Here is a 22,133-nt window from a genome sequence, read left to right as displayed (position 1 = left end):
CTTTTTGAAAATGGATGTAAGTGATAGAATTAACATTTATTGTTAAGTTTAGGGAGTGTATAAAAATATGGGTCAAGACACAAAAGTGATTCAAGAGTTGCAGGAATTGAAACAAAAAGTCGGTCATATTGAAGACTTATTAACGGAGCAAGCGAATAAAAAGGAAAAAGTAGGTCCCGTTCGAACCTTCATGGACGCGGTAGCCTCTTTGCTATTTGGATTAATTGTTGTAGGGCCAGTTGTGGTAATTGTCGTTGGGGTTTTGATGGTGGCTGCATCATGGTTAGGGATGGCGTTTTAAAAGTTGTGGATAGGAAAATAGTATGAACTCTTTTATTAATTTATTGATTTGATTAAACAAACAGGGGCTGTGTTAATTGTTGGGTTTTTCCAGCAGGAATTTCTTAATGATTGATAGATAATAAATATTAAAGATTGTTTATTGTTTACAAAAAAGCAAAATAGATCTTATATCATTCGTTAGTCTTTTTTGCGTATGATTGCCATAATAGGGAAGATATTATATAAGAGAAGGACAACTTTATAATCATTTAGAAGATTTCATAATAACTCTTTAAGTTCATGACCAATCATTTTTTAAACTGTATTAGTGAAAAAGCAGTTGCCCATTAGACATGTATCTTCTTTAATTTCGAATAGTAATTTTGTTGATTTTGTATGGCAATTCCCTAAGAGTTGTTTCTAGTAAATATTATTCTGAAAAAATTATTGACAAAATTACTTCGAGTCCGTATAGTAATTGATATTATTAAAAATATTCAGAAATAATTTTTGAAACGCAATGATCAGGAGTAGTAAAAGCTATTATTCGGTAAAGAGAGCTGCGGGGTGGTGCAACGCAGTCCAATGATACTTTGAACTTGCCTGGGAGTGGTAAAGCAAAAGATTAGATTTGATCTATTCTCTTTGTATTTAACGATTAACCTTCGTTACAAGGTTTAAAGCAGGGTTCTTTAAAGAGCCAATAAGAGTGGTACCGCGGTAAGCATAAGGCATATCGTCTCTTTCTTCATTTGATTATGAAGGAAGAGACGATATGCCTTTTTTGAATTTTGGGAGGTAAGGATATGGAAACGGACAAACGAAATTTACAGAGGACAATGACTTCAAGGCATATTACGATGATGGCATTAGGTGGTGCCATCGGGGCAGGTTTATTTAAAGGAAGCAGTTCCGCCATTGATATGGCAGGCCCATCCGTTATTATTGCGTACTTGATAGGAGGCATCATCCTATTATTCATCATGCAAGGCTTAGCTGAAATGGCGGTCCGCAATAGCGGCGCAAGAACATTCAGGGATTTGGTTCAATCTATTTTAGGAAAGTATCCAGCTTATTTCCTTGATTGGATTTATTGGAAAATGTGGGTATTGAACATAGCGGCCGAATCAGTCGTTGCAGCTATTTTCCTTCAATATTGGCTGCCTGGATATCCAATTTGGATACTGGCATTAGCTGTTTCCGTGTTAGTTACAGCGATTAACTTGCTGTCGGTAAAAGTTTTTGCCGAAACGGAGTACTGGCTTGCATTAGTTAAAATAACCGTCATTATCGTGTTCATCATAGCTGGATTATTGTTACTGCTCGTAACGTATGGTGATCATACAGCCGTCGGTTTTTCTAACTTGACTGACCACGGTGGTTTCTTTCCGAACGGACCCACAGGATTAATCACTGCGATGTTGGTGGTAATCTATTCATATGGTGGTACGGAAATTATCGGGGTCACATTAGCTGAAACGAAAAATCCCGAAAAAGTGGTTCCAAAAGCTGTTCGCAGCACATTGGTACGGATCATTTCCTTCTATATCATCCCATTTTTCATCATCGTTAGCTTAATTCCTTGGAACGAAGTGAACGGGGTGCCGGAAAGCCCGTTTGTAATGGTCTTTCAAATGATAGGGATTCCAGGTGCCGACCATATTATGAACGCCGTTGTTTTACTTGCGATCATCTCATCAATGAACTCTGGATTATATGGTTCATCCCGTGTTCTTTATACACAAGCCGTGGACGGTCGTGTTCCTAAAATATTTTCACGTTTATCCAAGAAGAAAGTTCCTGTTTACGCAATCTTCATGTGTACTTCCGCTTTATATGGTGGTGTACTGATTTCATTATTTGCTGGAAGCAAGACCTTCGATTTCCTAATGGGATCGCTGGGATATACCGTATTATTCATCTGGTTGATTATTGCCGTCGCTCATTTGAAGTCACGTAAACAAGAGTCCGGAAAAACTAGTGCCTATTCGGTCAAATGGTTCCCTTATACGACCTGGGCTGCAATTATCGCGTTAATAACGATCCTGATTGGAATCATTTTCACGACTTCCATAATCGTTACGATCATTACACTTAGCATTTACATCTTTATTACCTTAACGTATGTATGGAAAAGACGTCTTAACAAAATCTAGCAGAAGAAAAAACACCTCTTCCTCTCTTGTATAGAGTTTCAGTTTCTAGCCGTGGTATTGTATACCATGGCTTTCCTTTTGTCATTATTTGAATGGAAAATCAGATCCTTTTGTCATACAAAAGAATGGGAAATTTGATCCTTTTGTTCTGCTGTTGGAAAGAGTAAGTGATATCCATTTTAATAGTTCCTGGGAATCATTATATAATCATAAAAAGAGTTCATCCGATGAAAAATGTTGTATAATAATCTTTGGAAAATAACCAATATATTGAAAGATGGAGCAAACTATGAAAAACAACTCGATTTTTTCTTTTCACCCGTTATATTATTTATTCCTTTTGGTTCTTACTAGTTCCATTTACTCGATCATCAATCAATCTTCAGGTCACGCTATCAATGTTACGACAATAATAGATAGAGAGATTCCCTTTATTAAAGAATTTGTCGTTCCTTATTTACTATGGTATCCATATATATATGGATTGATGATTTACTACTGCTTCGTTGATCGTAGGCACTATTTTGTTGCTATGGGAAGTCTGGTATCAGGGAAACTTCTCTGTTTTCTTGTGTATTGCCTTTGGCAAACGACAGTCCCGCGTCCAGATGTGGTGGGGAATGATATCTTTGCCCATTTAATGAGATTCGTTTATAGTCATGATCAGCCTGTCAACTGTCTTCCGAGTATACATGTACTGACTACATTCATCCTGATGATCGTTGCCCATAAACGGAAAGAACAGCATAAATGGGAATATGCCAGTGTCACCACATTTGGAACGCTGATTATCCTTTCCACCCTATTTACGAAACAGCATGCCGTATTGGATGTACTTGCAGGAATACTTCTTGCTTGTGGGGTATTTGCTTCGATACAGTATATGTTCCAAGCGCTATCGGCCTATCAGGCCAATCATTATCCAGCGAGGCAAATTAAAAAGTGATTACAGTCCATAAATGAAAGAAAAGCCACAGTAATATATTTGCTCCTATGGGCTGATATTTTACAGTGGCTTTTTGTGTGAAGGTCAAAGCTAATTTGATTAAGTAGACAAGATAAACGTAAAAGATCCTTATGGAGCAAATCCTGGGTTTCCATCATCATTCCGATACTCCTTTTTGCCCCTGAAGTTTTATTGAAACAGACCCATTATCAAGGGAACGTTAATTTGATACTGAGCAGTTTGATAACGATGGTGGGGATACTTATTTATTGTGGATATACGATCAGGAAACCAAAAGCAGTTGAAGGGTTCAAGAGCCTATACAAAAAAAGCATCAAACTTCCCATAACAGAAAGTTTGATGCTTTTGCTTTTACATTTCAGCTTCTATTTTCAAAGATGATTCTTCGCTGAATTGTTGCTTATCCAGGTCTCCCGTTATTTTACTTGTAAGGATACCTGAAGTCATGCTTCCGCTGACATTCACTGCCGTTCTTCCCATATCGATCAATGGCTCGACGGAAATCAAAAGTCCAGCCAAGGCAATTGGCAAGTTCATCGCAGATAATACTAGAATGGCAGCAAATGTTGCTCCTCCACCTACACCGGCAACCCCGAAAGAGCTAATGGCCACGATGGCAATCAACATCGCGATAAAGGATGGAGTGAGTGGATTGATTCCCACTGTTGGTGCGATCATGACCGCTAACATGGCCGGATAGATGCCGGCACAGCCGTTTTGACCGATTGACAGACCGAAAGATCCAGCAAAGTTGGCAATACCTTCGGACACCCCTAGTTGTTTCTGTGTTTGGATGTTCAATGGCAGAGCACCTGCACTTGTTCTTGAAGTGAAGGCAAATGATAATACTGGGAAAGCTTTTCTCAAATATACCATTGGATTCAATCCTGCAAGCGTCAGCAATAACAAATGGATGAGGAACATGACTATCAGGGCGACATAAGAGGCTCCCACGAATTTCCCCAATTTAAGGATGGCGTCCAAATCACTCGTTGCTACCGTCTTCGTCATGATCGCCAAGATTCCGTATGGCGTTAAACGAAGAATCAACGTTACTACTCGCATGATGATGCTGTGCAATGTATCTACTATCTTAGCAAAAAATTCTGCATGTTCAGGCTGCTTCCTTTTGACCCCTAAATAGGCAATTCCAAGAAAAGCTGCAAAAATCACAACGGATATGGTCGAAGTCGGACGTGCCCCCGTTAAATCTTGGAATGGATTTGAAGGAATCAATTCAAGGATTTGCTGAGGCATCGTTTTATCCTGAATCGTACCGTATGTTTCCGATATTTGATCCCCACGGCTTAACTCTGCTTCTCCTTGCTCGATTTGAACGGCTTCCAAATTGAATACAGTTGCGGATGTAATCCCAACAGCCGCTGCAATCGCAGTCGTTCCAAGCAGGATACCGATGATCAAGACACTGATCTTTCCGATATTGCTAGTTAGTTTCAACCGTGTAAATGCGGACAAGATCGAGATGAAGACAAGCGGCATAACAATCATTTGCAGGAACTTGACATAGCCAGAACCAACAATGTTAAACCAATCGACCGATTTAACGATCGCTTCTGATTGTGGTTCATAGAAATACTGCAAAAGAAGTCCAAATACAATCCCTAAACCAAGACCAGTAAAGACCCTTTTTGTAAAGGAGACATGTTTTTTATTCATGTAAAATAAAACGCCTAAAAGAATGAGCATTATGGCAAGATTTAAAAACACATAACCAATCATATATATTCCTCCTAATTCCGATTAAGCTAATAAGTTTAATAAATATCTGATGCTTATGATACATCATCCTTTGATTTTTTACCAGATAAAAATAATATATTTTTGACATCGGAAGATATTCATGTATGTAACCATATTCCTGAACTGAAGGATAATAAAGGGTATAAGCTTCTTTCGACGCTCAAGGATCAATCTCTGTACAAATATTCCATTATATATAGTATCAGGAAGGATAAGTCTTTTGGTTTCTTGAATCAAATGATGAAGGATCAAATTTTAAAAGATATGCGAAATATTTGATAGGGGTGAAGCAGCGATGGAAATATCCATTGAAATGCTTAATGATGAAGATGCAAAATGCTTATTTACATTCGAATGCGATAATAGAAGTTTTTTTGAACAAACAGTACCGAGTCGCGGAGATGATTATTATAGCTTTGAAAACTTTAAAGTCAGACATAAGGAATTATTGAATGAACAAGAAGTTGGACTCTCCTATTTTTACTTGATTAAGGATGGCTCAGGTACAATTGTTGGCAGGATTAACCTTGTGGATATAGATCCCATCGATTGTACGGCTGATGTCGGTTATAGAATTGGTGAAGCATTTACGCAAAAGGGGATAGCGAACGAAGCTTTAAAGCGATTGGTTAATCTAGCGCCGGGATTGAATGTGGTTCAAATACACGCGAAAACGACAAGCGACAATATTGCCTCGCAAAAGGTTTTGGAGAAAAACGGTTTTGAACGGATTTCGACTAATGGGGAAAATAATGTGGTTACCGGTCAAAAGGTAACATTCTATCATTATAGTAGGAACCTATAAATCGTTCGTTTTGTTCTATTATAAGAACGCATGTGTCCGATAGAAGTCCGGATGCATATAAGCATATGAAGGATAAACTTTCACTGGAAGAATGGGTACAATTACTTTCTGACGGATTGAACGATAATTAAGAGCTTACAATGAAAGCAAAGGGAATAGAAAAAGCTGATCGGCATATAACACCAATCAGCTTTTTCTAGATGCTTATCCTTCTCGAATGACAACGATAACACCAATAAAGATTAATAGAGTACCCATCCAAAAAGCCAAGCCAATTTGCTCTCCTAGCAATAGCCAGCCTAGAAAGGTACCGACTATAGGCTGGAAAAAGAAAAATAAACCGCCACTTGAAGCATTGAGCATCCGCAATCCGCGGTTCCATAGTAAAAAGGCACTTGCTGTCGAAATGACTCCCAAGTATAAAAGCCCGCCCCAAATAGATGGATGCACCATGGCTTCAAAGTCGAGTTTAGCTAATCTATTAATTGTAAAAGGCGTTAGTAAGGCAATGGATACCAGAATGGCATAGGTGGTTACGACAATTTGTGAATATTGCCCAGGTACACGTTTGATAAGAACAGACATAAGCGACCATGTTAATGCAGCAATAAGCAGCGCTATCGCACCAAGTTGGTTGGATGAATTGATATTCGCATTTCCAACAATAATACAGACACCAATTGAAGCTAGAATGATTGAGAGTGCTTTTCGTAACGTTATCTTTTCTTTTAAAATGATTCGCGCAAATAGGACCATGAATGCCGGTGTCGTTGAAGTGATAATGGCACCCATTTGTGCAGTGGAGAGCATCGTACCAATCTCCTGGGTTACAATGGAAGTTGTATTACCAATGAGCCCAATCATGAAAATTAACAGCCAGTGACGTTTTTCAATACGCCATGATTGTTTTGTTACAATCCCAATGATCAGCAATGGAACAATTGCAATGACATAGCGGAACCAAACTAATTCCAGTGGCGGTACTGTGTCCACCACAACCTTTACCACCACATACATCCCGCCCCAAATGCTGGCAGCGATTGATAAATATAAAGAACCTATTAAGGTATTTTTCACTTTGCACCCTCCGTTTTCTTTAGACAATTATTGCTGTCCTTAACGGAGTTGTAGTTTTCTGCCGTTAAGGAAGAATAACTACTGGCACATCATTTTCAAATAGTGGTGAATGCATCATCGGTTTTCAGCTCACTTTCGCAATTATTATAGTAAACTCATCATACAACAATTGGTTGTATGTAGTATATAACTGTTCGCATCGTCCCTACTAAAGGTCCGAATGAATCTCCTGTGGAACGATCTGAACCAATACATAAAAAGATGATCTCTTTGGAACTTGGGGGAAGAATTTTTGCGATTTGAAAAGACATTTCGTCTATTTCGCCTTCTGTCTCTGTTTCCAACATGTAGTTGCGATACGGCACTTCTTTTTTTGTCTCCCCTTTTTTTCTGCCGTTAAAAGGATACATGCCTACACCCCTTCTCTTATTTACTAGAGTTCCGTGATATCTTTTCTAATTATTATATGTTATTGATTTCCTCTATTTTACCAAAAGATCCAGTTAATCAGTATATTAACAAAATACAAATAAACAGATGAGATAATCCACTAGTATGTACGCTGTTTTCTTATTCGAGATTAATTGCGGTCCGGACAATATGAAATTAATCGTTACGCAGAACCACTTTTTAATTGAAGAAAGTGTAAGTATTGGACTGGGCAAAATTCGCTGGTTTTGCCTTTGATAAAGAAGGTGGTACACCATGTACAAATCTGCAATTAGATTATCGTTGCGGCATCCATGAAAATCTCAGGGCAAAGGGATTTCAAGGCTGCACGGTATATGACTGCTTTGGTGCCGGCGAATGTAAAGTTAGTTATTTAAAGCGGAATTTTAATACATACCATATGAACAATTCTGGAACACTTAGTTATTAGAGGAAAAACGATGGTCAATTAGACTTTAAACCGAAATGTTAGGTGATTTAGACAAAGTGATCTTTTTCTACAGATACGATTCTTCATTAGGAGGGATCGTCTTTTTCAAGTTGGGTCAAAAAACTTCATTTTTCCATTTGACTTTCACGTTACGTAATACCTTACAGTTATTTATATCGAAAGGAGGTAAAAGCAGTGGCGATGAGAGTGAAAGAACTTGCTGATTTAGTTGGCATCAGTGTGCGGACACTGCATTATTATGATGAAATCGGGTTATTATCGCCAGAGGAGACCAGCGATTCCGGTTATCGTCTGTATTCCAATGATAATCTTGAGATGTTGCAGCAAATCTTGTTTTTCAGGGAAATCGACATGCCTTTAAAGGAAATTAAACATTTCATAAGCTGTTCTTCGTTCGATAAACAAGAGGCGTTATTGCAGCATCAAAAAATGTTACTGGAGAAACGCAATCAACTTGATAAATTAATTAACACGGTCGGTAAATCGCTCAAGCATATGAAAGGGGAAATTCAAATGACGAATAAAGAAAAATTTGAAGGGTTTGACTTCAGTCAGAATCCATATGAACAAGAAGCTCGCAAGCTTTGGGGGGATAAAGCGGTTGATGAGTCGAATGCTAAAGTGGCAGGCATGTCCAAAGAGGCACAAAAAGCTGTATCGGAAATCTATACAAAACTTGCTTCAATCCGAAATTCCTCACCTGAATCGGAGGAAGCACAAGCAGCAATTAAAGAATGGTATGATTGTTTAAACCAGAACTTTGGCACATACTCACTAGATGCTTTCAAAGGGTTAGGCCAAATGTATGTTGATGATCAGCGGTTCACCAAAAATATCGACCAATATGGTGATGGATTAGCCAAATTCATGTGCGATGCCATGGGGCACTTTGCTGATGCTAACAAAAATTAATGTGAATGTTCTGGGGACCCTAAAAAGGCTATATCGGCACTATATTTGGAAGGTTGCTGCGGCAGCCTTTTTTTTTGAACCTTAAGGTTATGTAAAAATTTCCATTAGTTTGTTGCGGAGTACATTTAAATGAAGAATAATGGTGTTAATGCGTTATCCGTATAAAAGGGAATCATGCATTTGTGGAGGGTAAAATGGAACTTTGGAAATTGAGTGAAAAGGTATCGAAGGTAAGCGATGTAATACCATACTATTTCTTATGTATAGTCTCTTCTTGTCTATCGCTTTCAACGGTGATGGTTATTTTTATCGGTGATCCCTCCTGGGGGCTGCCTGGCATTATCATATTTTCTTTTTATTTGGTTATCCCTTATTTATTATTTGCCGTTCCGGTACAGGTCCACTTCAATAAGCATCCTAAAAAATTCAGTTTCATTTATTTTTGCCTTTATATTTTTTTCTCTTTGCTGGCTGTATTCATTTTTAGTTGGGTGCTTAATTTTGATATCAGTATGGATGTATTAACTACAATGAATTACTATGTATTAGGCCTTTCTGCAGCTATTATTTTTTGGCTTTGGGACTCGGTATTTTTACAAAAATGAATAGCCATCTATAGCAAAAAAGGGACCAAAGAATAGGTCCCTTTCTATTGTTTGAAATTTAAGCGGAATGTCCTTATATCTTTAGCATGCTTACAATTTCTTTCGCTTTTTCCAATTGAACTCCTTCAATGAGGCTGTTATTTCTTCGAACAGCCGTACCGAAATGATAGTAACCGGTATTTAGTTCGGAAGAGATTGAAAGGATATTATCCTTATTCAAGCCGCTTCCCGCCAATAGCGATATGTCGCCGCAGACGTTTTTCATTTGCAAAATGGTTTTCATTCGGCTGGGAAAATCCCCATGGCCGCCGGAGGTCAAGATCGTTGTTATTTCCGGATACTTTGCTAGCATTTGAGCTGAACGGACTGGGTCGGGCGTATCATCGATGGCGCGGTGGAATGTAACGTCCAAACCTTCACATGCCTTTAATAGCACTTCGAGGTATGATCGATTGATTTCATTTTTTTCATTTAATGCACCCAATACGACACCGTTTGCTCCAAGGGTACTTATCATCTCGATATCATTTTTCATAATATCCAGATCACTCTGAGAGTAACAGAATGATTGGCTATGAGGCCTTACCATCACGTTGACGGGAATGTTGACTGAACGCACGATAGCTTCTATCAGGGCGTGACTGGGAGTTAATCCGCCCTCGGTTAAAGAACTGACGAGCTCGATTCGGTCTGCACCCGATTTTTCGATTAAAATGGCATCCTCTATGGTCGTGGCAATGAATTCAATGTACATGGGATTTTCCTTTCTTGGTTTACTAGTATGATAAATAGTATGTTCTTCATAGTTATTATAACCTGGACACATTTCAAATGCCTGTTCCGATCTTTGCTAGCTTTCCTCAACTAGCATTTCTTTATTTCTCATATTTTGAAACGAAATGAGCATTCAAACGTATAAAAAAAGAATATATTCAAGATGGTATTCATGTATGTGAATGTTTGGCGAGTAAGTAAAGCAATTTAATCATTATGGAGGTTATTTAATTGGATAAAGAAGGTAAGGAAGTAACGAAATCGAGGTTTTACAAAATAGGGATGGGTTTCTTGATCATTTCCCTCCTCACTTGGATCATTCCTGTAATAGCTCCCTTTACGCCTTTTTCGACTGCGGTGAAAGCTGGGGTCATAACAGGGGCGATCGTATTTGCAGAAGTCATGTTTTGGGTAGGTGCGCTATTGGTTGGGAAAGAAGTGGCTGCAAAATACAAAGGTTATTTAAACCCGAAAAATTGGAGAAAAGAAAAAGAATGAAGTGCAACGGAGCTAATGAATTTTCCGGGCCTAGGAAGGAAAGGAGGGACGAGCGATGGAAACTGAGATGTTGAAAGTATTCGATGATGATCGCAATCAAATCGGCGTGGCTGCACGTGAAGAGGTACATAGACTGGGACATTGGCATGAGGTTTTTCATTGTTGGTTCGTTAGCAGGGAAGCGGGCGTGGAATATCTATATCTTCAACATCGTTGTGCAATGAAAAAAGATTATCCGAACCTATTGGATATTACGGCTGCTGGTCATTTGCTGGCTCATGAAACAGTATATGACGGAGTAAGGGAGATAAAAGAAGAAATAGGCATTGATGTTTCCTTTGACGAGTTGGTTCCATTGGGGATTATCGAATACCAACAAACAAAAGAGCATTTCATCGACAAAGAATTAGCAAACGTCTTTCTATATGTAAGTACTCATCACTTCGATGAGTTCATCCTGCAACAAGAAGAGGTTTCCGGGTTGGTTAAAGTCGTATTGAATGATTTCGAAGAGCTTTGGACCGAAGCGTTGGAAAAAGTGAATATCCAGGGATTTGAAATAAAGCAAGAATACAAAAGAATGATGATCGATCGCTATGTAGGAAGAGATGAGTTTGTGCCGCATGATCGTTCCTATTATATAAGCATCATTAGATTGATCAGAGAAAACTTATCTAAGACGCCAAGTGCTAAGTGAACGTAAAGCCCCAACAAAACAATACGAGTTTTGTTGGGGCTTTTCTCTTTATTTGATACTCATCCATTTAAGTATATCGACCTGTGCTTATTCCAGCCAAAGGAGCCTATTGGCTCGTGTTGATTCCACGTGAGACGTAAATTCCCTTCATTTATCTCTTCCTTATACTGAATTTCTCATGGGGATAATGACTTTGTCCGTCTGTTGATTTTGATGGTAAAACGAGACATACCAGACTGTAAGAGTTGTAGAAGGATGAAAGTTAAAAGAGTTTCTGCCGATCTTCATGAATTGGGGAATTTATCACTTGTAAGAATATTACAAAATTGTAATATGAACAGTGTATAAATTTTTGTTAAGGGGATGAGTGAAACAATGAAAAAAATGGTTTTGTGCATTTCATTTTTTGTAGCTTTTTTAGTTCTATTTGGCTCCCTGGATTCTTTTGTCAGCAAAGCATCGGCAGAAACCCACACTTATGATGGAAAAAGTCCTTACTATAATAATTGTGCGAATAGTGCAGTGACGAAGAAGTCTGTGAAAATTAACGCCAACGGTGCTTCTGCCAACTTGGAGTTGAAATTCAGCACGACTTGCAAAACGGCTTGGGCAAAGATCACTTTAAGCAGGCCAGCTAAATCGGATGGGGAGGCAACGGCATTGGTTGTCCGCAATACTGATAATAAGCAATTCAGTTGTGCATCTCCTGGTGGAAATGGTGAAATAAATAAAGGACAAACAACATGCTATACACCTATGGTATATGATTTAGATCCGCGAAAAGCACAAGCAGTAGGATATTGGCCTTATACAGCAGGTGAAACAGGCTGGTATTAATGATAAAGGTTCTCTATGTTATTCGAAGAAAGGATGAATGACTTGAATAATAAGCTTAAAATGATAGGTTTATCCATACTGATGACTATGTCGATATTCATTCTCGATTTTTTCGTATTCGGAAATGATCAAGCATTGGCAGAAACTCATACTTATGATGGAAAAAGCCCTAACTATAATAGTTGTGCAAGCTCGGCTGTAACGAAGGATAAAAAATGGATCGATTCCGTTTCGTACGTAGAATTGAAATTCAGCACGACCTGTAAAACAGCCTGGGCGAAAGTCACCGTTACCCGTCCGGCCGTATATAATCATGATGCGGATGCGAGAATCATCCGCAGTACTGATGGTAAGGCTTATACGTGCGCAAGTTCCGGGGGAAATGGTGTGGTGAATAAGGGGCAGACCTCGTGTTATACACCAATGGTATATGACTTGGATCCTCGCAAAGCACAGGCTCAAGGGATACATGCGATCCCTAATAGTGATGCATATAAAAAAGCGGTGACCATTTGGTTCTAGAAGTAGTGATTTTTTGCAAGCATCCGAATAATCGGATGCTTTTTTTAGTTTTGGTCTGATAGTAAATGCATCGTATTCATTTATCCCTTCCATTTTGTGCTTCCAATTGAAGGAGATATTGCTTCATCTCCGTTCCTCCGCGGTAACCGGTTATGGATCCATTCTTTCCGATTACCCGATGGCATGGAACCGTGATTAGAACAGGATTGGCACCAATGGCCGTTCCGACAGCCCGAACAGCTGTAGACCTTTGGATGATTCTTGCAATATCGGAATATGAACAGGTTTCCCCATAGGGTATTTGATTCAATGCGTCCCAAATTTCTAGTTGAAAGGGAGTTCCATTTACATCATTGGCAAAAGAGAAAGTTTGCCGAGTTCCTTCAAAATACTCTTGCACTTCCTTTAGATACGGTTTTAATGCCTCTTCATTTTCAACAAGTCTCGCCATAGGGAAGCGTTTTTGTATCCAAGCTTTCAGTTCCTCATACGATTGATCCGGTGAACCTACGTAACAAAGTCCCTTATCTGTCTTGGCCATATATAATTGCCAATTCTCATAATGTAAAATGGACCAGTCAATGGTTTGTTCTTTAACACTCATCTTGTTCGCTCTCCTTCCTTACGTTCTGAATATAATCTTTCCGGTATCCCATTGGTGTCTCGCCCATTTTCTTTTTGAATAACGTTATGAAATAGGGTGTGCTTGAGAAACCTACAGCCAATCCTATTTCTGCTACAGGCTGTTCGGAGCTTTCAAGAAGTCTCGTTGCTTTTTCAAGACGAAGGCGTTGAATGTATTCAGTGGGCGATATCCCCTTCACACGCTTAAATAATCTTTGTAAATGATAGGGGCTGCCGTGTGAAATATCCGCCAATTTGTTCAATGTGAGGGGCTCGCTGAAATGTTTGTCAATCCATTCTGTTATTTGTTCAATCCAGTCCTCTGTCGGCAGGATCAATCCTTCGGGTTTACACCGTTTACACGGCCGGAAATCCTCTTCCAAAGCCATCATGGCATTTTTGAAAATCTTCACATTTTCCTTTTTCGGCACCCTTGATTTACAGGAAGGCCTGCAAAAGATGCCTGTTGTTTTCACTGCATATAAAAAATGATCATCATACGCTGTATCACAATCTATAATCGCCTTCCAATAATCATTCGGAATGTCTGCCTTTTTCGAAATCATCACATTCACCTCTCCTTTTAGTATACAAGAAAGTGTTGATATGCAACCGTTTCAATAATATAAAAGCAAGATAACGTAATTATTTTGCATATGGAAGGCATGAAGTATCTGTTAAAATTAGGGAGTTAATTGAAATACGCGGGATGAAGCGATAATCTCTTTATTTTTGATATCCAGTGGAGATGAGTAAAAGAGCAAGATAACGTAATTATTCCTTGATTAGAATAAAAGAGCAAGACAAAGGAGGCGCAAGATGAAAGAGATATTATCAATAGAAGAAAGTAATGATTGGAGAATTCATACACCCAAAGAGTTTAGTTTTTCGGAAAACCTTAAATACTTGGCCCGATCCTCCAACGAATGTCTGTTCGAAATTGTTGATCAAAAGATATATCGCGCCTTGGCTGTAGAAAATGAGACACTTATAGTGGAAATCAGTGCTGAGAACGAAACGGAGCTGTCCGTTCGACTTCCAGGCCGGAATGAAGCATTGGAAAAACATATTAAAGGCGCTGTTTCCCAATACATTCGCCACTGGTTCGATCTTGACACAAATTTGCTGCCTTTTTATGAGCTAGCCGAAAATGACCCTATACTGAAAAGGCCAGTAAACCAATTCTTCGGTCTAAGAAACATGGGCATTCCAGATCTATTCGAAGCTATTGCCTGGGGAATTCTTGGACAGCAGATTAACTTGACTTACGCCTATACCTTGAAACGGAGGCTTGTTGAGGGATTTGGTGAATTTGTAGAATATGAAGGAAAGCAATATTGGCTGTTTCCAACACCTGAGGTGATAGCGGAATTAACGGTAGAAGATTTTACCGAGATGAGAATGACCGTGAAGAAGTGCGAATATTTAATTGGAGTGGCTCAACTTATCGTGCAAGGAGAACTTACGAAAGAAAAGCTGTTGAATGCAAAGGATGTGAAAGTGGCTGAAAAAATGCTGACCAAAATACGTGGAATTGGTCCGTGGACAGCGAATTATGTACTGATGAGGTGTTTACGTTATCCAGCAGCTTTTCCAATCGATGACGTCGGGCTGCATAATTCAATGAAGCTGGTCATGGAGACGGAAGTGAAACCTACAAAAGCGGAAATTCTGAAGCGATCGGAAGCGTGGGCCGATTGGGAGTCATACGCAACATTCTATTTATGGAGATTGCTATACTGAAGTGCTTCTTTGATATAACTGTTGATTTCGTCGATATATTTTAATTTTCGGAGATATATTGCCATTCTTCATTATTCCTGGCAGCCCAAACAACTTAGGTCCATATATCATACCTTATATCATTCAATCATATAGGGGTGAATGACCATGTATATGTACCCAACGTATCATTATGAGGATCAAGCTTATCTTGAACGACAGTTTCCTGGCATACCTGGATTTCCTGGCATACCAGGCGTACCTGGATTTCCTGGCCAACCGGGACAACCGAATTATTCGCAAGCACCAACAGCTCCCCCGCCAGCGTTTATCCCTCAACAACAGGCTTCAACATTTGCTGTAGATCCAGGGGCGATTTCGTTTTGTTTATTCAGGAATACGTTCATCTGGCTGAATAATGGGGCGAGTTTTTGGTATTACCCGATTTTTGTCGGCCCGCGGTCCGTTGCAGGTTTTAGATGGAATGGCAGGTTCTGGACGATTTTTGGAATCGATACAAGACAAATCAGATCTTTTAGCTGTTTTTGAAAAAATGCTCAAAACAAATTTACCGAATTAATACAAGAAACTTTAATAAATGAACGAATATATAGGGCATGTTCAAACATGCCCTTATACTGTGTAATTGGATAATTCTTTAAAAACAAGAATGATCTTTTGTATTCATTTGAACGCTATAATTTATTAAGTGAAACGCATGGGATTGCCGACTAGTAGAATAGAGCATGAGTTGTAATGGACTAACTTCCCGATTGCTTTGATAAAACAACTATCTTTTGAAATTATCTTTCATAGTTTTTACAATGGCTAAAAAAACAATTATGACAAAAATACCTATTAAACCTAATATAGTAATTATAGTGGACAATTGGTTTAAATCCTTTCTGTTATTCATTATTTTGAATGACGACTCTGAAAGAACCAAATGATTGTTGACTCTCATAATTAATAGGGCTTACTTCATAAGGAAATGGGAGGGCAATGAATTGGAAGTTACTTTCATGTTTAACTTTGGGTAGTTTAAAATGAAAAAGGTGTCTCGTTTCTGGAGGTACAGTTGTATATAATACTTCTTTGTTATCTATAACAGTAACTTGTTCCCAATCCTTGAAAGCTATAATGGCATATCTGATTTCAGTATTTGAATCATTTCCAGCGGAGAGTAAAAGTTTCTTGCCTTCTTTTTCAGTAATAATAAATTGTAGCTTTTTTTGACTATTTGTGACAAATAAATTTTCATTTAAACCATCTCTTATAATAGCATCGGGTCTTACTTCACTAATTTCCTCCATAATATCAGATTTGTTGATTGAATACCGCATACTTAAAACTTCTTCTAGAACTGCCGCTCTATATAGATCGTTTTCTTTCAATTTATACTCTGGCTTTTTCACGAGTAAAAAAGTTAATTCTCTAGAATCGGAATCAATGGAGGCGAAAACTTTTATGTTTATGGAACTGTTGGATTTCATTTTAAAGAAATGTTTATTTACTACCTGCTTCTTGTTTTCTACTATAAACTTTTTTTGTTTATAATTATCTAAAACAAGTAATGCATATTTTCTGTCTTCATCCATATTGTGGTCTATTGAGACAACCACCGACACTTCCTTGTTTTTACTATTAAGTGCACTTCCATTATCTATATGTTCACCTTCCAAATTCTTTATACCATATGCAATTGTATTTCCTACTTCACGATTTTCACTATCGGTAGTGATTGAAGTGTTAGATTTTTTATTTGAGGATAAATAAAAATTACTATTAAATAAGAAGTAAGTTCCAATTAATGATAATAAAGATATTGCTACCATTTTGTAATATTTTTTCATAATCCATTCTTCTCCTAGTTAAAAGAGATATGCTATGGGCATATCTCTTTTTTACCTTTTTATTACCAATATGCCTTTGTTTCATGATTAATATCTTTATATCCTTTAAGCTTATACGTGTGATTCCCAATGGCCCAATCATTACCAGAGTATACTGTTCCGTTGTCAGCTCTAACACTAGTATAGGTTGTTTTTTTAGCGCTTGTTGAATTTGATTTGATTAATGCTCCATCACCGTTAAATGTTCTTGCTTTTGCATAGATATAATCCTCTTTTACTGTAGAACTTGATTTAGCAACTGCATAGGTTTTCCCTAAAAGTGGTTTATATACATCTATTCTTGAAGTGTTGGAAGGCTTGGCTGCTCTTCCGCTGATCAAATTAGTATTATCTGCTTGTTTGTTAGAATGTGTTACTTCTGAATCTACCAGCACATCATCATCTGCAGCACTTGCCCCCGTAGAAGAACCTATAATTGATAAACCTAAAACTGTTATTATTAATGATTTTTTTAACTTCATAATGTTCACCTCCATTTCTATTATAAATGTTACCATAAACAATACTATTTACCTGTGTGTTTATAAAATAATGCAAAAAAATGATGCATATTAACTGAAATTAAAAACTTTTAAAAATAGTAAATATTAACTACCTCTCTAAACTTCTTTTGAGTTCAAAACCCTTAACTAATAAAATATCTATTAATAACTATGAAATTTGTTTTCGTTTTTTCATACACATTACTAGGACATACAGACTATGAAAATGAGACTGCAGCTCGAATGAAAAATGTAAGGATGGAAAAAATGATTTTAGGAGAAAGGTAAAAACAGAATTTTAAAAGACTGCAACAGGAAGTTATGTGATTAATGGGTATCCGTATAATCACAATGTTCAATATTTAATAGAAATGGTAAAATCATTATACTCCTATAAAATTAAGTGTATGAAAATGAATATAGAGGACTGTTGAATATGAGGAAAATATCGCTGGAAACCAAGATTCTCGGGTTAGTCTTATCGTTGAGCCTTTTTTTGATCCTCTTATTGACGACCTCTTTTTCCTATATGGAAGGAAGACAAATAGCGAAGGATAAAGGCCATCTAGCTTTGGGGCTCTCAAAAACGATTAGCTTCATGCCTACAGTTATCGAGGCTTTTGAAACGGAAGATCCTGCTGACACTATTCAGCCGATTGTCGAAAAGATCCGCAGGGAAACAGGGGCTGAGTTCATTGTAGTAGGGAATAAAGAGGGCATTCGTTATTCCCATCCGCAAGCTTCAGAAATAGGGAAGCGGATGGAAGGCGGAGATAATAGCAGGGCGCTTTCTGGCGGCGAATATTATGTTTCCGAAGCTGCAGGATCACTAGGTCTTTCCATTCGGGGGAAGTCACCGATTTTCAATAAGGATGGAAAAATCATTGGAATCGTCTCGGTCGGTTTTTTAGTGGACGATGTCCGTGCCCAAATTTTCAAGGATCTGTCGAAAGAGATGATTGTATCTTTATCCGCCATCATGATATCGATCATTGGCAGTTATATGCTGGCAAGGAGCATACGTAAAGATACTTTAGGACTTGAGCCATTTGAAATTGCTAATTTATATAAAGAAAAAAATGCAGTATTGCATTCTGTGAAAGAAGGAATTTTGGCCATTGACCAAAATGGGTTGATTACATCGATGAATCAACCAGCGAAAAAATTGCTGGATATTAAAGAGTCCGTTCGCCATTTGAATGTGGATGGTCTATTTCCTTCGAAATATTTATTCGAAGTTTTAAGGTCTGGTGAACCACAAATGGATAAAGAAATTTCATGGAAAGATAAGTCCATTATCGTTAATTGCACACCAATCTTCGACAATGAAGGGGTAAGCGGTGTTGTCGCTTCGTTCCGCGATCGAACGGAAATTGAAGAAATGGTCAACACACTATCCGAGGTGAAGATGCATTCAGAGGATTTGAGGGCACAAACCCATGAATTTACCAATAAGCTATATGTATTATCAGGTTTAATACAGTTAGAGGAATATGATGAAGCAATAGATATGATCCAAAGTGAAACATCTGAATTGCATTCCCTGAACCGTGTCGTATTCGAACAGATAAAGGATACAAAGGTACAAGCCCTGTTACTTGGTAAGATAGGTAAAGCATCGGAAAAGAAAATCATCTTTGAAATCGACGCACAAAGTTACTTAGAGAAACTCCCCGATCATATAAAATTGTCACAACTTACATTGATTCTTGGCAATATTATCGATAATGCGCTTGAAGCGGTTTCAGGCACGGATGAGCCGCTCGTGAAATTTTTCGCAACGGATATCGGAAATGATATGGTATTTGAAGTGAGTGACAACGGAAAAGGAATACATGAGGATGATATCGCCTATGTTTTTGATCGGGGTTTCACATCGAAGAACAATGGAAGTCCAAGTGGATATGGACTTTCAAATGCCGATCAGGTCGTAAAAGAGCTGGGTGGCATCATCGAAGTTCAAAGCGAGACTGGAAGCACGATATTCACCGTGTATCTCCCTAAAGAACAGAGAGGAGGAAAATAATGCTGAAGATAAGAGCGGTTATCGCAGAGGATGATTTTCGTGTAGCGGATATCCATGAAAAATTCCTGAAAAACTTTGATGAAATAGAAGTGGTCGGAAAAGCAGTCAATGCCAAAAAGACGCTTCGGATCTTGGAGCAAAAAAGCCCTGATTTGCTATTGCTTGATGTATATATGCCAGATCAGCTTGGGACAGACCTCCTTCCGGACATCCGTCAAAAGTTCCCGAACGTGGATATCATCATGATTACGGCAGCCACAGAAAAAGAACAACTTGAAAAGTCGCTTCACTACGGTGTAGAGAATTATTTAATTAAACCAGTGGAAATGAAACGCTTCAACCAAGTTATCGAAGAGTACCTTAAGAAAGCCCATCTGATGCAATCGAAACAAGAAATAGATCAGGATTTTGTTGATCTTATTTTAAAAAAGGGATCTTCGGCTTCGGAAACGAAGAACAATGGTCCCATCCTACCGAAAGGGGTCGATGAAATCACTTTAACGAAAGTGATTGAGGTTCTAAAAGCAAGCGATATAGGTTTGTCTGCAGAGCAAGTGAGTGTACAAATCGGTGCCTCCAGGACAACCGCGAGACGCTATTTGGAATACTTGATATCCGTAAAGAAATGTAAAGCGGAAGTCGTATACGGGGTAGTGGGCAGACCGGAGCGAAGATATTATAAAATTCCATAAAGAGTCTCGTTTAAGTAAAACACCTTCCTAACTGGAGGTGTTTTTTCATGGAGAATAACGGTGGGAATATGTTATCGGAGTTTTGCCGCTATGTTCCTTTTGAAGCATTTATTCAACTGGCCGGCATCAATGGCTATAATCAGTGTGTAGTTCCGTTTTGGAAACAGCATTTCACCCCTGTAATGATCAGAGTGAAAGTGCCTCCGTGAACACAATGAACACAATTAACAAAATAGTTTTAAAACACAATAAATTGAAAACGCTTACAGATAAAGCGATTTCATATACAATTTAGATAATTAGAAATTAAGGAGTGATCATATGCTCGCTTTATTAGGATACTTGATGATAGTAGTGTTTATGATTTTAATTATGACAGGGCGACTTTCAGCCATGATAGCTTTGATTGCAGTACCAAGTGCCTTTGCACTTATTGGTGGGTTTGGCGGTAAAATGGGCGAAATGGCTTTGGAAGGAATCAAAGATGTGGCGCCAACGGGCATCATGATTTTATTTGCGATCCTTTTCTTTGGCATTTTGATCGATGCTGGCGTTTTTGACCCGATCATCAATACAATCCTTAAGGTTGTAAAAGGAGATCCAGTCAAAATTGCCATCGGCACGGCAGTACTGGCTTTGCTGATTTCCTTGGATGGAGATGGTACGACTACATATATGATAACGATTTCAGCCATGCTTCCGCTATATAAACGGATTGGAATGAGACCGCTAGTATTGGCCGGTATTGCTGTTTCGTCATCTGGAGTCATGAATCTACTTCCTTGGGGAGGCCCGACAGCACGGGTGATGACCGCTTTAAAACTTGAAATGTCCGATGTTTTCACGCCTGTCATTCCTGCGATGATTGGTGGAGTCCTATTCGTCTTGTTCATGGCATATTGCCTGGGTAAAAAAGAAAGAAAGAGAATTGGGATCATAGAAGTCGATTATCGTGCTGTGGCACAGCACGCGGCTGCAACGGAAGATGCTTATCTTAAGCGTCCTAAATTGATAATATTCAATTACGCATTGACTCTTACACTGCTGGTTGCGCTGATTATGGAACTAATGCCTTCAGCAGTCCTGTTCATGATAGGTTTTGCCATTGCCATTACGGTTAATTATCCGAAACTCAGTGATCAAAAAGAGCGTGTGGCAAACTATGCAGACAATGCTTTATCTGTCATTTCGATGATTTTTGCTGCAGGTGTCTTCACTGGAATCCTTGCCGGTACGGAAATGGTGGATGCCATGGCAAACTCTTTGATTCAGCACATTCCAGATCAAATGGGTGCACATTTTGCTGTCATCACAGCCATCATCTCAGCACCTTTCACGTTCTTCATGTCTAATGACGCATTTTATTATGGTGTGCTCCCATTACTTGCTAAAGCGGGAGCCGCTTATGGAATTGATCCTGCCTTGATCGGTAGAGCTTCACTATTAGGGTTGCCCGTCCATCTATTAAGCCCGCTTGTTCCATCTACCTATCTATTGGTTGGAATGGTAGGGGAAGATTTCGGTGAATTGCAGCGCACTTTCCTGAAATGGGCATGTGGATCGACGCTTGTCATGATAGTGGTATCCGTCCTATTGGGAATCATCCCACTATAATATAGTACATTTAAGAGTCCCGTTCGTAACGTTACGAACGGGACTCTTTTCGTGCGCCCGGCATGGGTGCAATCTATAGGGTGAAAGTCCCGAACCATGAAGGCAGTAGTAGTGGTTAGCTTAATGCAAGGGTGTCCACGGTGACGTGGAATCTGAAGGAAGCAAGCGGCAAACCTCCGGTCTGAGGAACACGAACTTCATATAAGGCTAGGTATCATTGGATGAGTTTGCGAAACAAAACAAAGTCCTTACTGCCGAAGGTGGTA

24 protein-coding genes, 1 pseudogene and 1 other annotated feature are annotated in these 22,133 nt (G+C 38.7%); of the genes and pseudogenes, 17 read left to right on the top strand and 8 right to left on the bottom strand.

Features of this window, described 5'->3' with window-relative positions; genetic code table 11:
* Window positions 1-67 precede the first annotated feature (67 nt).
* The 3 genes from LQ203_RS21875 to LQ203_RS21865 all read left to right on the top strand — a co-directional run bounded on the left by LQ203_RS21875 (window position 68) and on the right by LQ203_RS21865 (window position 3,384).
* Window positions 68-301 (top strand): hypothetical protein, encoded by a 234-nt coding sequence (locus LQ203_RS21875; protein WP_230161319.1) that lies wholly within the window; start codon window positions 68-70, stop codon window positions 299-301.
* A gap of 492 nt (window positions 302-793) precedes the next feature.
* Window positions 794-1,029: a binding site (T-box leader), on the top strand.
* Between the two features lie 59 nt (window positions 1,030-1,088).
* Window positions 1,089-2,438: an amino acid permease gene (locus tag LQ203_RS21870; protein WP_230161317.1), complete on the top strand. Its 1,350-nt coding sequence runs from the start codon at window positions 1,089-1,091 to the stop codon at window positions 2,436-2,438.
* 289 nt (window positions 2,439-2,727) lie between these two features.
* Window positions 2,728-3,384, top strand: a complete 657-nt coding sequence (locus LQ203_RS21865) for a phosphatase PAP2 family protein (RefSeq protein ID WP_230161315.1) — start codon at window positions 2,728-2,730, stop codon at window positions 3,382-3,384.
* A 372-nt stretch (window positions 3,385-3,756) separates the two neighbouring features.
* Here the strand turns inward: LQ203_RS21865 and LQ203_RS21860 are convergent, their stop codons facing one another.
* Entirely contained in the window at window positions 3,757-5,145 is a 1,389-nt protein-coding gene (locus tag LQ203_RS21860) for an L-cystine transporter (protein WP_230161314.1), read from the bottom strand.
* 316 nt (window positions 5,146-5,461) lie between these two features.
* Here LQ203_RS21860 and LQ203_RS21855 point away from each other — a divergent pair, with 316 nt between their 5' ends.
* On the top strand, window positions 5,462-5,971 hold the full coding sequence (locus LQ203_RS21855) for a GNAT family protein (protein WP_230161312.1): 510 nt from the start codon (window positions 5,462-5,464) through the stop codon (window positions 5,969-5,971).
* A 204-nt stretch (window positions 5,972-6,175) separates the two neighbouring features.
* Here the strand turns inward: LQ203_RS21855 and LQ203_RS21850 are convergent, their stop codons facing one another.
* The gene (locus tag LQ203_RS21850; protein WP_230161310.1) at window positions 6,176-7,048 is read right to left on the bottom strand and encodes a DMT family transporter; all 873 of its coding nucleotides are present in this window, start codon (window positions 7,046-7,048) and stop codon (window positions 6,176-6,178) included.
* A gap of 158 nt (window positions 7,049-7,206) precedes the next feature.
* Window positions 7,207-7,458, bottom strand: a complete 252-nt coding sequence (locus LQ203_RS21845) for a DUF1256 domain-containing protein (RefSeq protein ID WP_230161308.1) — start codon at window positions 7,456-7,458, stop codon at window positions 7,207-7,209.
* Between the two features lie 242 nt (window positions 7,459-7,700).
* On the opposite strand from LQ203_RS21845, the pseudogene LQ203_RS21840 reads away from it, so the two are divergent.
* The 3 genes and pseudogenes from LQ203_RS21840 to LQ203_RS21830 all read left to right on the top strand — a co-directional run.
* Window positions 7,701-7,874, top strand: a pseudogene (locus LQ203_RS21840) (pentapeptide repeat-containing protein); the annotation flags it as partial.
* Between the two features lie 249 nt (window positions 7,875-8,123).
* The gene (locus LQ203_RS21835; RefSeq protein ID WP_230161306.1) at window positions 8,124-8,861 is read left to right on the top strand and encodes a MerR family transcriptional regulator; all 738 of its coding nucleotides are present in this window, start codon (window positions 8,124-8,126) and stop codon (window positions 8,859-8,861) included.
* Window positions 8,862-9,055: 194 nt separating this feature from the next.
* The gene (locus LQ203_RS21830) at window positions 9,056-9,466 is read left to right on the top strand and encodes a UPF0715 family protein (protein ID WP_230161304.1); all 411 of its coding nucleotides are present in this window, start codon (window positions 9,056-9,058) and stop codon (window positions 9,464-9,466) included.
* A gap of 73 nt (window positions 9,467-9,539) precedes the next feature.
* Here LQ203_RS21830 and LQ203_RS21825 read toward each other — a convergent pair whose 3' ends face one another.
* The gene (locus tag LQ203_RS21825; RefSeq protein WP_230161302.1) at window positions 9,540-10,220 is read right to left on the bottom strand and encodes a copper homeostasis protein CutC; all 681 of its coding nucleotides are present in this window, start codon (window positions 10,218-10,220) and stop codon (window positions 9,540-9,542) included.
* A 251-nt stretch (window positions 10,221-10,471) separates the two neighbouring features.
* On the opposite strand from LQ203_RS21825, the gene LQ203_RS21820 reads away from it, so the two are divergent.
* From LQ203_RS21820 to LQ203_RS21805, 4 genes are all read left to right on the top strand, one after another.
* The gene (locus LQ203_RS21820; RefSeq protein WP_356715085.1) at window positions 10,472-10,738 is read left to right on the top strand and encodes a transporter suffix domain-containing protein; all 267 of its coding nucleotides are present in this window, start codon (window positions 10,472-10,474) and stop codon (window positions 10,736-10,738) included.
* 55 nt (window positions 10,739-10,793) lie between these two features.
* Window positions 10,794-11,435 carry an NUDIX domain-containing protein gene (locus LQ203_RS21815; protein WP_230161300.1) on the top strand — a complete coding sequence of 214 codons (642 nt, stop codon included), beginning with the start codon at window positions 10,794-10,796 and terminating at the stop codon, window positions 11,433-11,435.
* Between the two features lie 363 nt (window positions 11,436-11,798).
* Window positions 11,799-12,272, top strand: coding sequence for a DUF2690 domain-containing protein (locus LQ203_RS21810; protein ID WP_230161298.1), 474 nt, complete (start codon window positions 11,799-11,801; stop codon window positions 12,270-12,272).
* 81 nt (window positions 12,273-12,353) lie between these two features.
* Window positions 12,354-12,794, top strand: coding sequence for a DUF2690 domain-containing protein (locus LQ203_RS21805; protein ID WP_230161421.1), 441 nt, complete (start codon window positions 12,354-12,356; stop codon window positions 12,792-12,794).
* A gap of 76 nt (window positions 12,795-12,870) precedes the next feature.
* On the opposite strand, the gene LQ203_RS21800 is transcribed toward LQ203_RS21805, so the two are convergent.
* Window positions 12,871-13,398, bottom strand: a complete 528-nt coding sequence (locus LQ203_RS21800; protein ID WP_230161297.1) for a methylated-DNA--[protein]-cysteine S-methyltransferase — start codon at window positions 13,396-13,398, stop codon at window positions 12,871-12,873.
* Complete coding sequence (locus LQ203_RS21795; RefSeq protein ID WP_230161419.1) at window positions 13,388-13,984, bottom strand: bifunctional transcriptional activator/DNA repair enzyme AdaA; 597 nt, start codon at window positions 13,982-13,984, stop codon at window positions 13,388-13,390. Before LQ203_RS21795 ends, LQ203_RS21800 begins: the two co-directional genes overlap by 11 nt.
* A gap of 253 nt (window positions 13,985-14,237) precedes the next feature.
* Here LQ203_RS21795 and LQ203_RS21790 point away from each other — a divergent pair, with 253 nt between their 5' ends.
* Both LQ203_RS21790 and LQ203_RS21785 read left to right on the top strand, forming a co-directional pair.
* Entirely contained in the window at window positions 14,238-15,161 is a 924-nt protein-coding gene (locus tag LQ203_RS21790) for a DNA-3-methyladenine glycosylase (protein ID WP_230161295.1), read from the top strand.
* Between the two features lie 153 nt (window positions 15,162-15,314).
* Window positions 15,315-15,689 carry a collagen-like protein gene (locus LQ203_RS21785; RefSeq protein WP_230161417.1) on the top strand — a complete coding sequence of 125 codons (375 nt, stop codon included), beginning with the start codon at window positions 15,315-15,317 and terminating at the stop codon, window positions 15,687-15,689.
* A 359-nt stretch (window positions 15,690-16,048) separates the two neighbouring features.
* Here the strand turns inward: LQ203_RS21785 and LQ203_RS21780 are convergent, their stop codons facing one another.
* Together LQ203_RS21780 and LQ203_RS21775 are read right to left on the bottom strand one after the other, a co-directional pair.
* On the bottom strand, window positions 16,049-16,993 hold the full coding sequence (locus tag LQ203_RS21780) for a hypothetical protein (protein WP_230161293.1): 945 nt from the start codon (window positions 16,991-16,993) through the stop codon (window positions 16,049-16,051).
* A gap of 62 nt (window positions 16,994-17,055) precedes the next feature.
* Window positions 17,056-17,514, bottom strand: a complete 459-nt coding sequence (locus tag LQ203_RS21775; protein WP_230161291.1) for a XoxI protein — start codon at window positions 17,512-17,514, stop codon at window positions 17,056-17,058.
* Between the two features lie 457 nt (window positions 17,515-17,971).
* Here LQ203_RS21775 and LQ203_RS21770 point away from each other — a divergent pair, with 457 nt between their 5' ends.
* The 4 genes from LQ203_RS21770 (at window position 17,972) to LQ203_RS21755 (ending at window position 21,867) form a co-directional block, all read left to right on the top strand.
* Window positions 17,972-19,561, top strand: a complete 1,590-nt coding sequence (locus LQ203_RS21770; protein ID WP_230161289.1) for a sensor histidine kinase — start codon at window positions 17,972-17,974, stop codon at window positions 19,559-19,561.
* Window positions 19,561-20,253, top strand: a complete 693-nt coding sequence (locus LQ203_RS21765) for a response regulator (RefSeq protein WP_230161287.1) — start codon at window positions 19,561-19,563, stop codon at window positions 20,251-20,253. Before LQ203_RS21770 ends, LQ203_RS21765 begins: the two co-directional genes overlap by 1 nt.
* 47 nt (window positions 20,254-20,300) lie before the next feature.
* The gene (locus LQ203_RS21760) at window positions 20,301-20,462 is read left to right on the top strand and encodes a hypothetical protein (protein ID WP_230161285.1); all 162 of its coding nucleotides are present in this window, start codon (window positions 20,301-20,303) and stop codon (window positions 20,460-20,462) included.
* A gap of 112 nt (window positions 20,463-20,574) precedes the next feature.
* A complete protein-coding gene (locus LQ203_RS21755; protein ID WP_230161283.1) occupies window positions 20,575-21,867 on the top strand; it encodes a citrate:proton symporter in 1,293 nt (430 codons plus the stop codon).
* Window positions 21,868-22,133: the final 266 nt, after the last annotated feature.

The organism is Peribacillus sp. Bi96 (assembly GCF_918698115.1).
Classification (GTDB): domain Bacteria; phylum Bacillota; class Bacilli; order Bacillales; family DSM-1321; genus Peribacillus.
Note: the sequence above shows the minus strand (reverse complement) of the source record. Positions and strands in the feature narration are given on the sequence as shown.

What these genes read in the sequence shown, in the direction of transcription:
- LQ203_RS21875 (WP_230161319.1), top strand. Translation starts at nt 68, where the DNA reads ATGGGTCAAGACACAAAAGTGATTCAAGAGTTGCAGGAATTGAAACAA.
- LQ203_RS21870 (WP_230161317.1), top strand. Translation starts at nt 1,089, where the DNA reads ATGGAAACGGACAAACGAAATTTACAGAGGACAATGACTTCAAGGCAT.
- LQ203_RS21865 (WP_230161315.1), top strand. Translation starts at nt 2,728, where the DNA reads ATGAAAAACAACTCGATTTTTTCTTTTCACCCGTTATATTATTTATTC.
- LQ203_RS21860 (WP_230161314.1), bottom strand. Translation starts at nt 5,145, where the DNA reads ATGATTGGTTATGTGTTTTTAAATCTTGCCATAATGCTCATTCTTTTA.
- LQ203_RS21855 (WP_230161312.1), top strand. Translation starts at nt 5,462, where the DNA reads ATGGAAATATCCATTGAAATGCTTAATGATGAAGATGCAAAATGCTTA.
- LQ203_RS21845 (WP_230161308.1), bottom strand. Translation starts at nt 7,458, where the DNA reads ATGTATCCTTTTAACGGCAGAAAAAAAGGGGAGACAAAAAAAGAAGTG.
- LQ203_RS21830 (WP_230161304.1), top strand. Translation starts at nt 9,056, where the DNA reads ATGGAACTTTGGAAATTGAGTGAAAAGGTATCGAAGGTAAGCGATGTA.
- LQ203_RS21825 (WP_230161302.1), bottom strand. Translation starts at nt 10,220, where the DNA reads ATGTACATTGAATTCATTGCCACGACCATAGAGGATGCCATTTTAATC.
- LQ203_RS21815 (WP_230161300.1), top strand. Translation starts at nt 10,794, where the DNA reads ATGGAAACTGAGATGTTGAAAGTATTCGATGATGATCGCAATCAAATC.
- LQ203_RS21810 (WP_230161298.1), top strand. Translation starts at nt 11,799, where the DNA reads ATGAGTGAAACAATGAAAAAAATGGTTTTGTGCATTTCATTTTTTGTA.
- LQ203_RS21805 (WP_230161421.1), top strand. Translation starts at nt 12,354, where the DNA reads ATGACTATGTCGATATTCATTCTCGATTTTTTCGTATTCGGAAATGAT.
- LQ203_RS21800 (WP_230161297.1), bottom strand. Translation starts at nt 13,398, where the DNA reads ATGAGTGTTAAAGAACAAACCATTGACTGGTCCATTTTACATTATGAG.
- LQ203_RS21795 (WP_230161419.1), bottom strand. Translation starts at nt 13,984, where the DNA reads ATGATTTCGAAAAAGGCAGACATTCCGAATGATTATTGGAAGGCGATT.
- LQ203_RS21790 (WP_230161295.1), top strand. Translation starts at nt 14,238, where the DNA reads ATGAAAGAGATATTATCAATAGAAGAAAGTAATGATTGGAGAATTCAT.
- LQ203_RS21785 (WP_230161417.1), top strand. Translation starts at nt 15,315, where the DNA reads ATGTACCCAACGTATCATTATGAGGATCAAGCTTATCTTGAACGACAG.
- LQ203_RS21780 (WP_230161293.1), bottom strand. Translation starts at nt 16,993, where the DNA reads ATGAAAAAATATTACAAAATGGTAGCAATATCTTTATTATCATTAATT.
- LQ203_RS21775 (WP_230161291.1), bottom strand. Translation starts at nt 17,514, where the DNA reads ATGAAGTTAAAAAAATCATTAATAATAACAGTTTTAGGTTTATCAATT.
- LQ203_RS21770 (WP_230161289.1), top strand. Translation starts at nt 17,972, where the DNA reads ATGAGGAAAATATCGCTGGAAACCAAGATTCTCGGGTTAGTCTTATCG.
- LQ203_RS21765 (WP_230161287.1), top strand. Translation starts at nt 19,561, where the DNA reads ATGCTGAAGATAAGAGCGGTTATCGCAGAGGATGATTTTCGTGTAGCG.
- LQ203_RS21760 (WP_230161285.1), top strand. Translation starts at nt 20,301, where the DNA reads ATGGAGAATAACGGTGGGAATATGTTATCGGAGTTTTGCCGCTATGTT.
- LQ203_RS21755 (WP_230161283.1), top strand. Translation starts at nt 20,575, where the DNA reads ATGCTCGCTTTATTAGGATACTTGATGATAGTAGTGTTTATGATTTTA.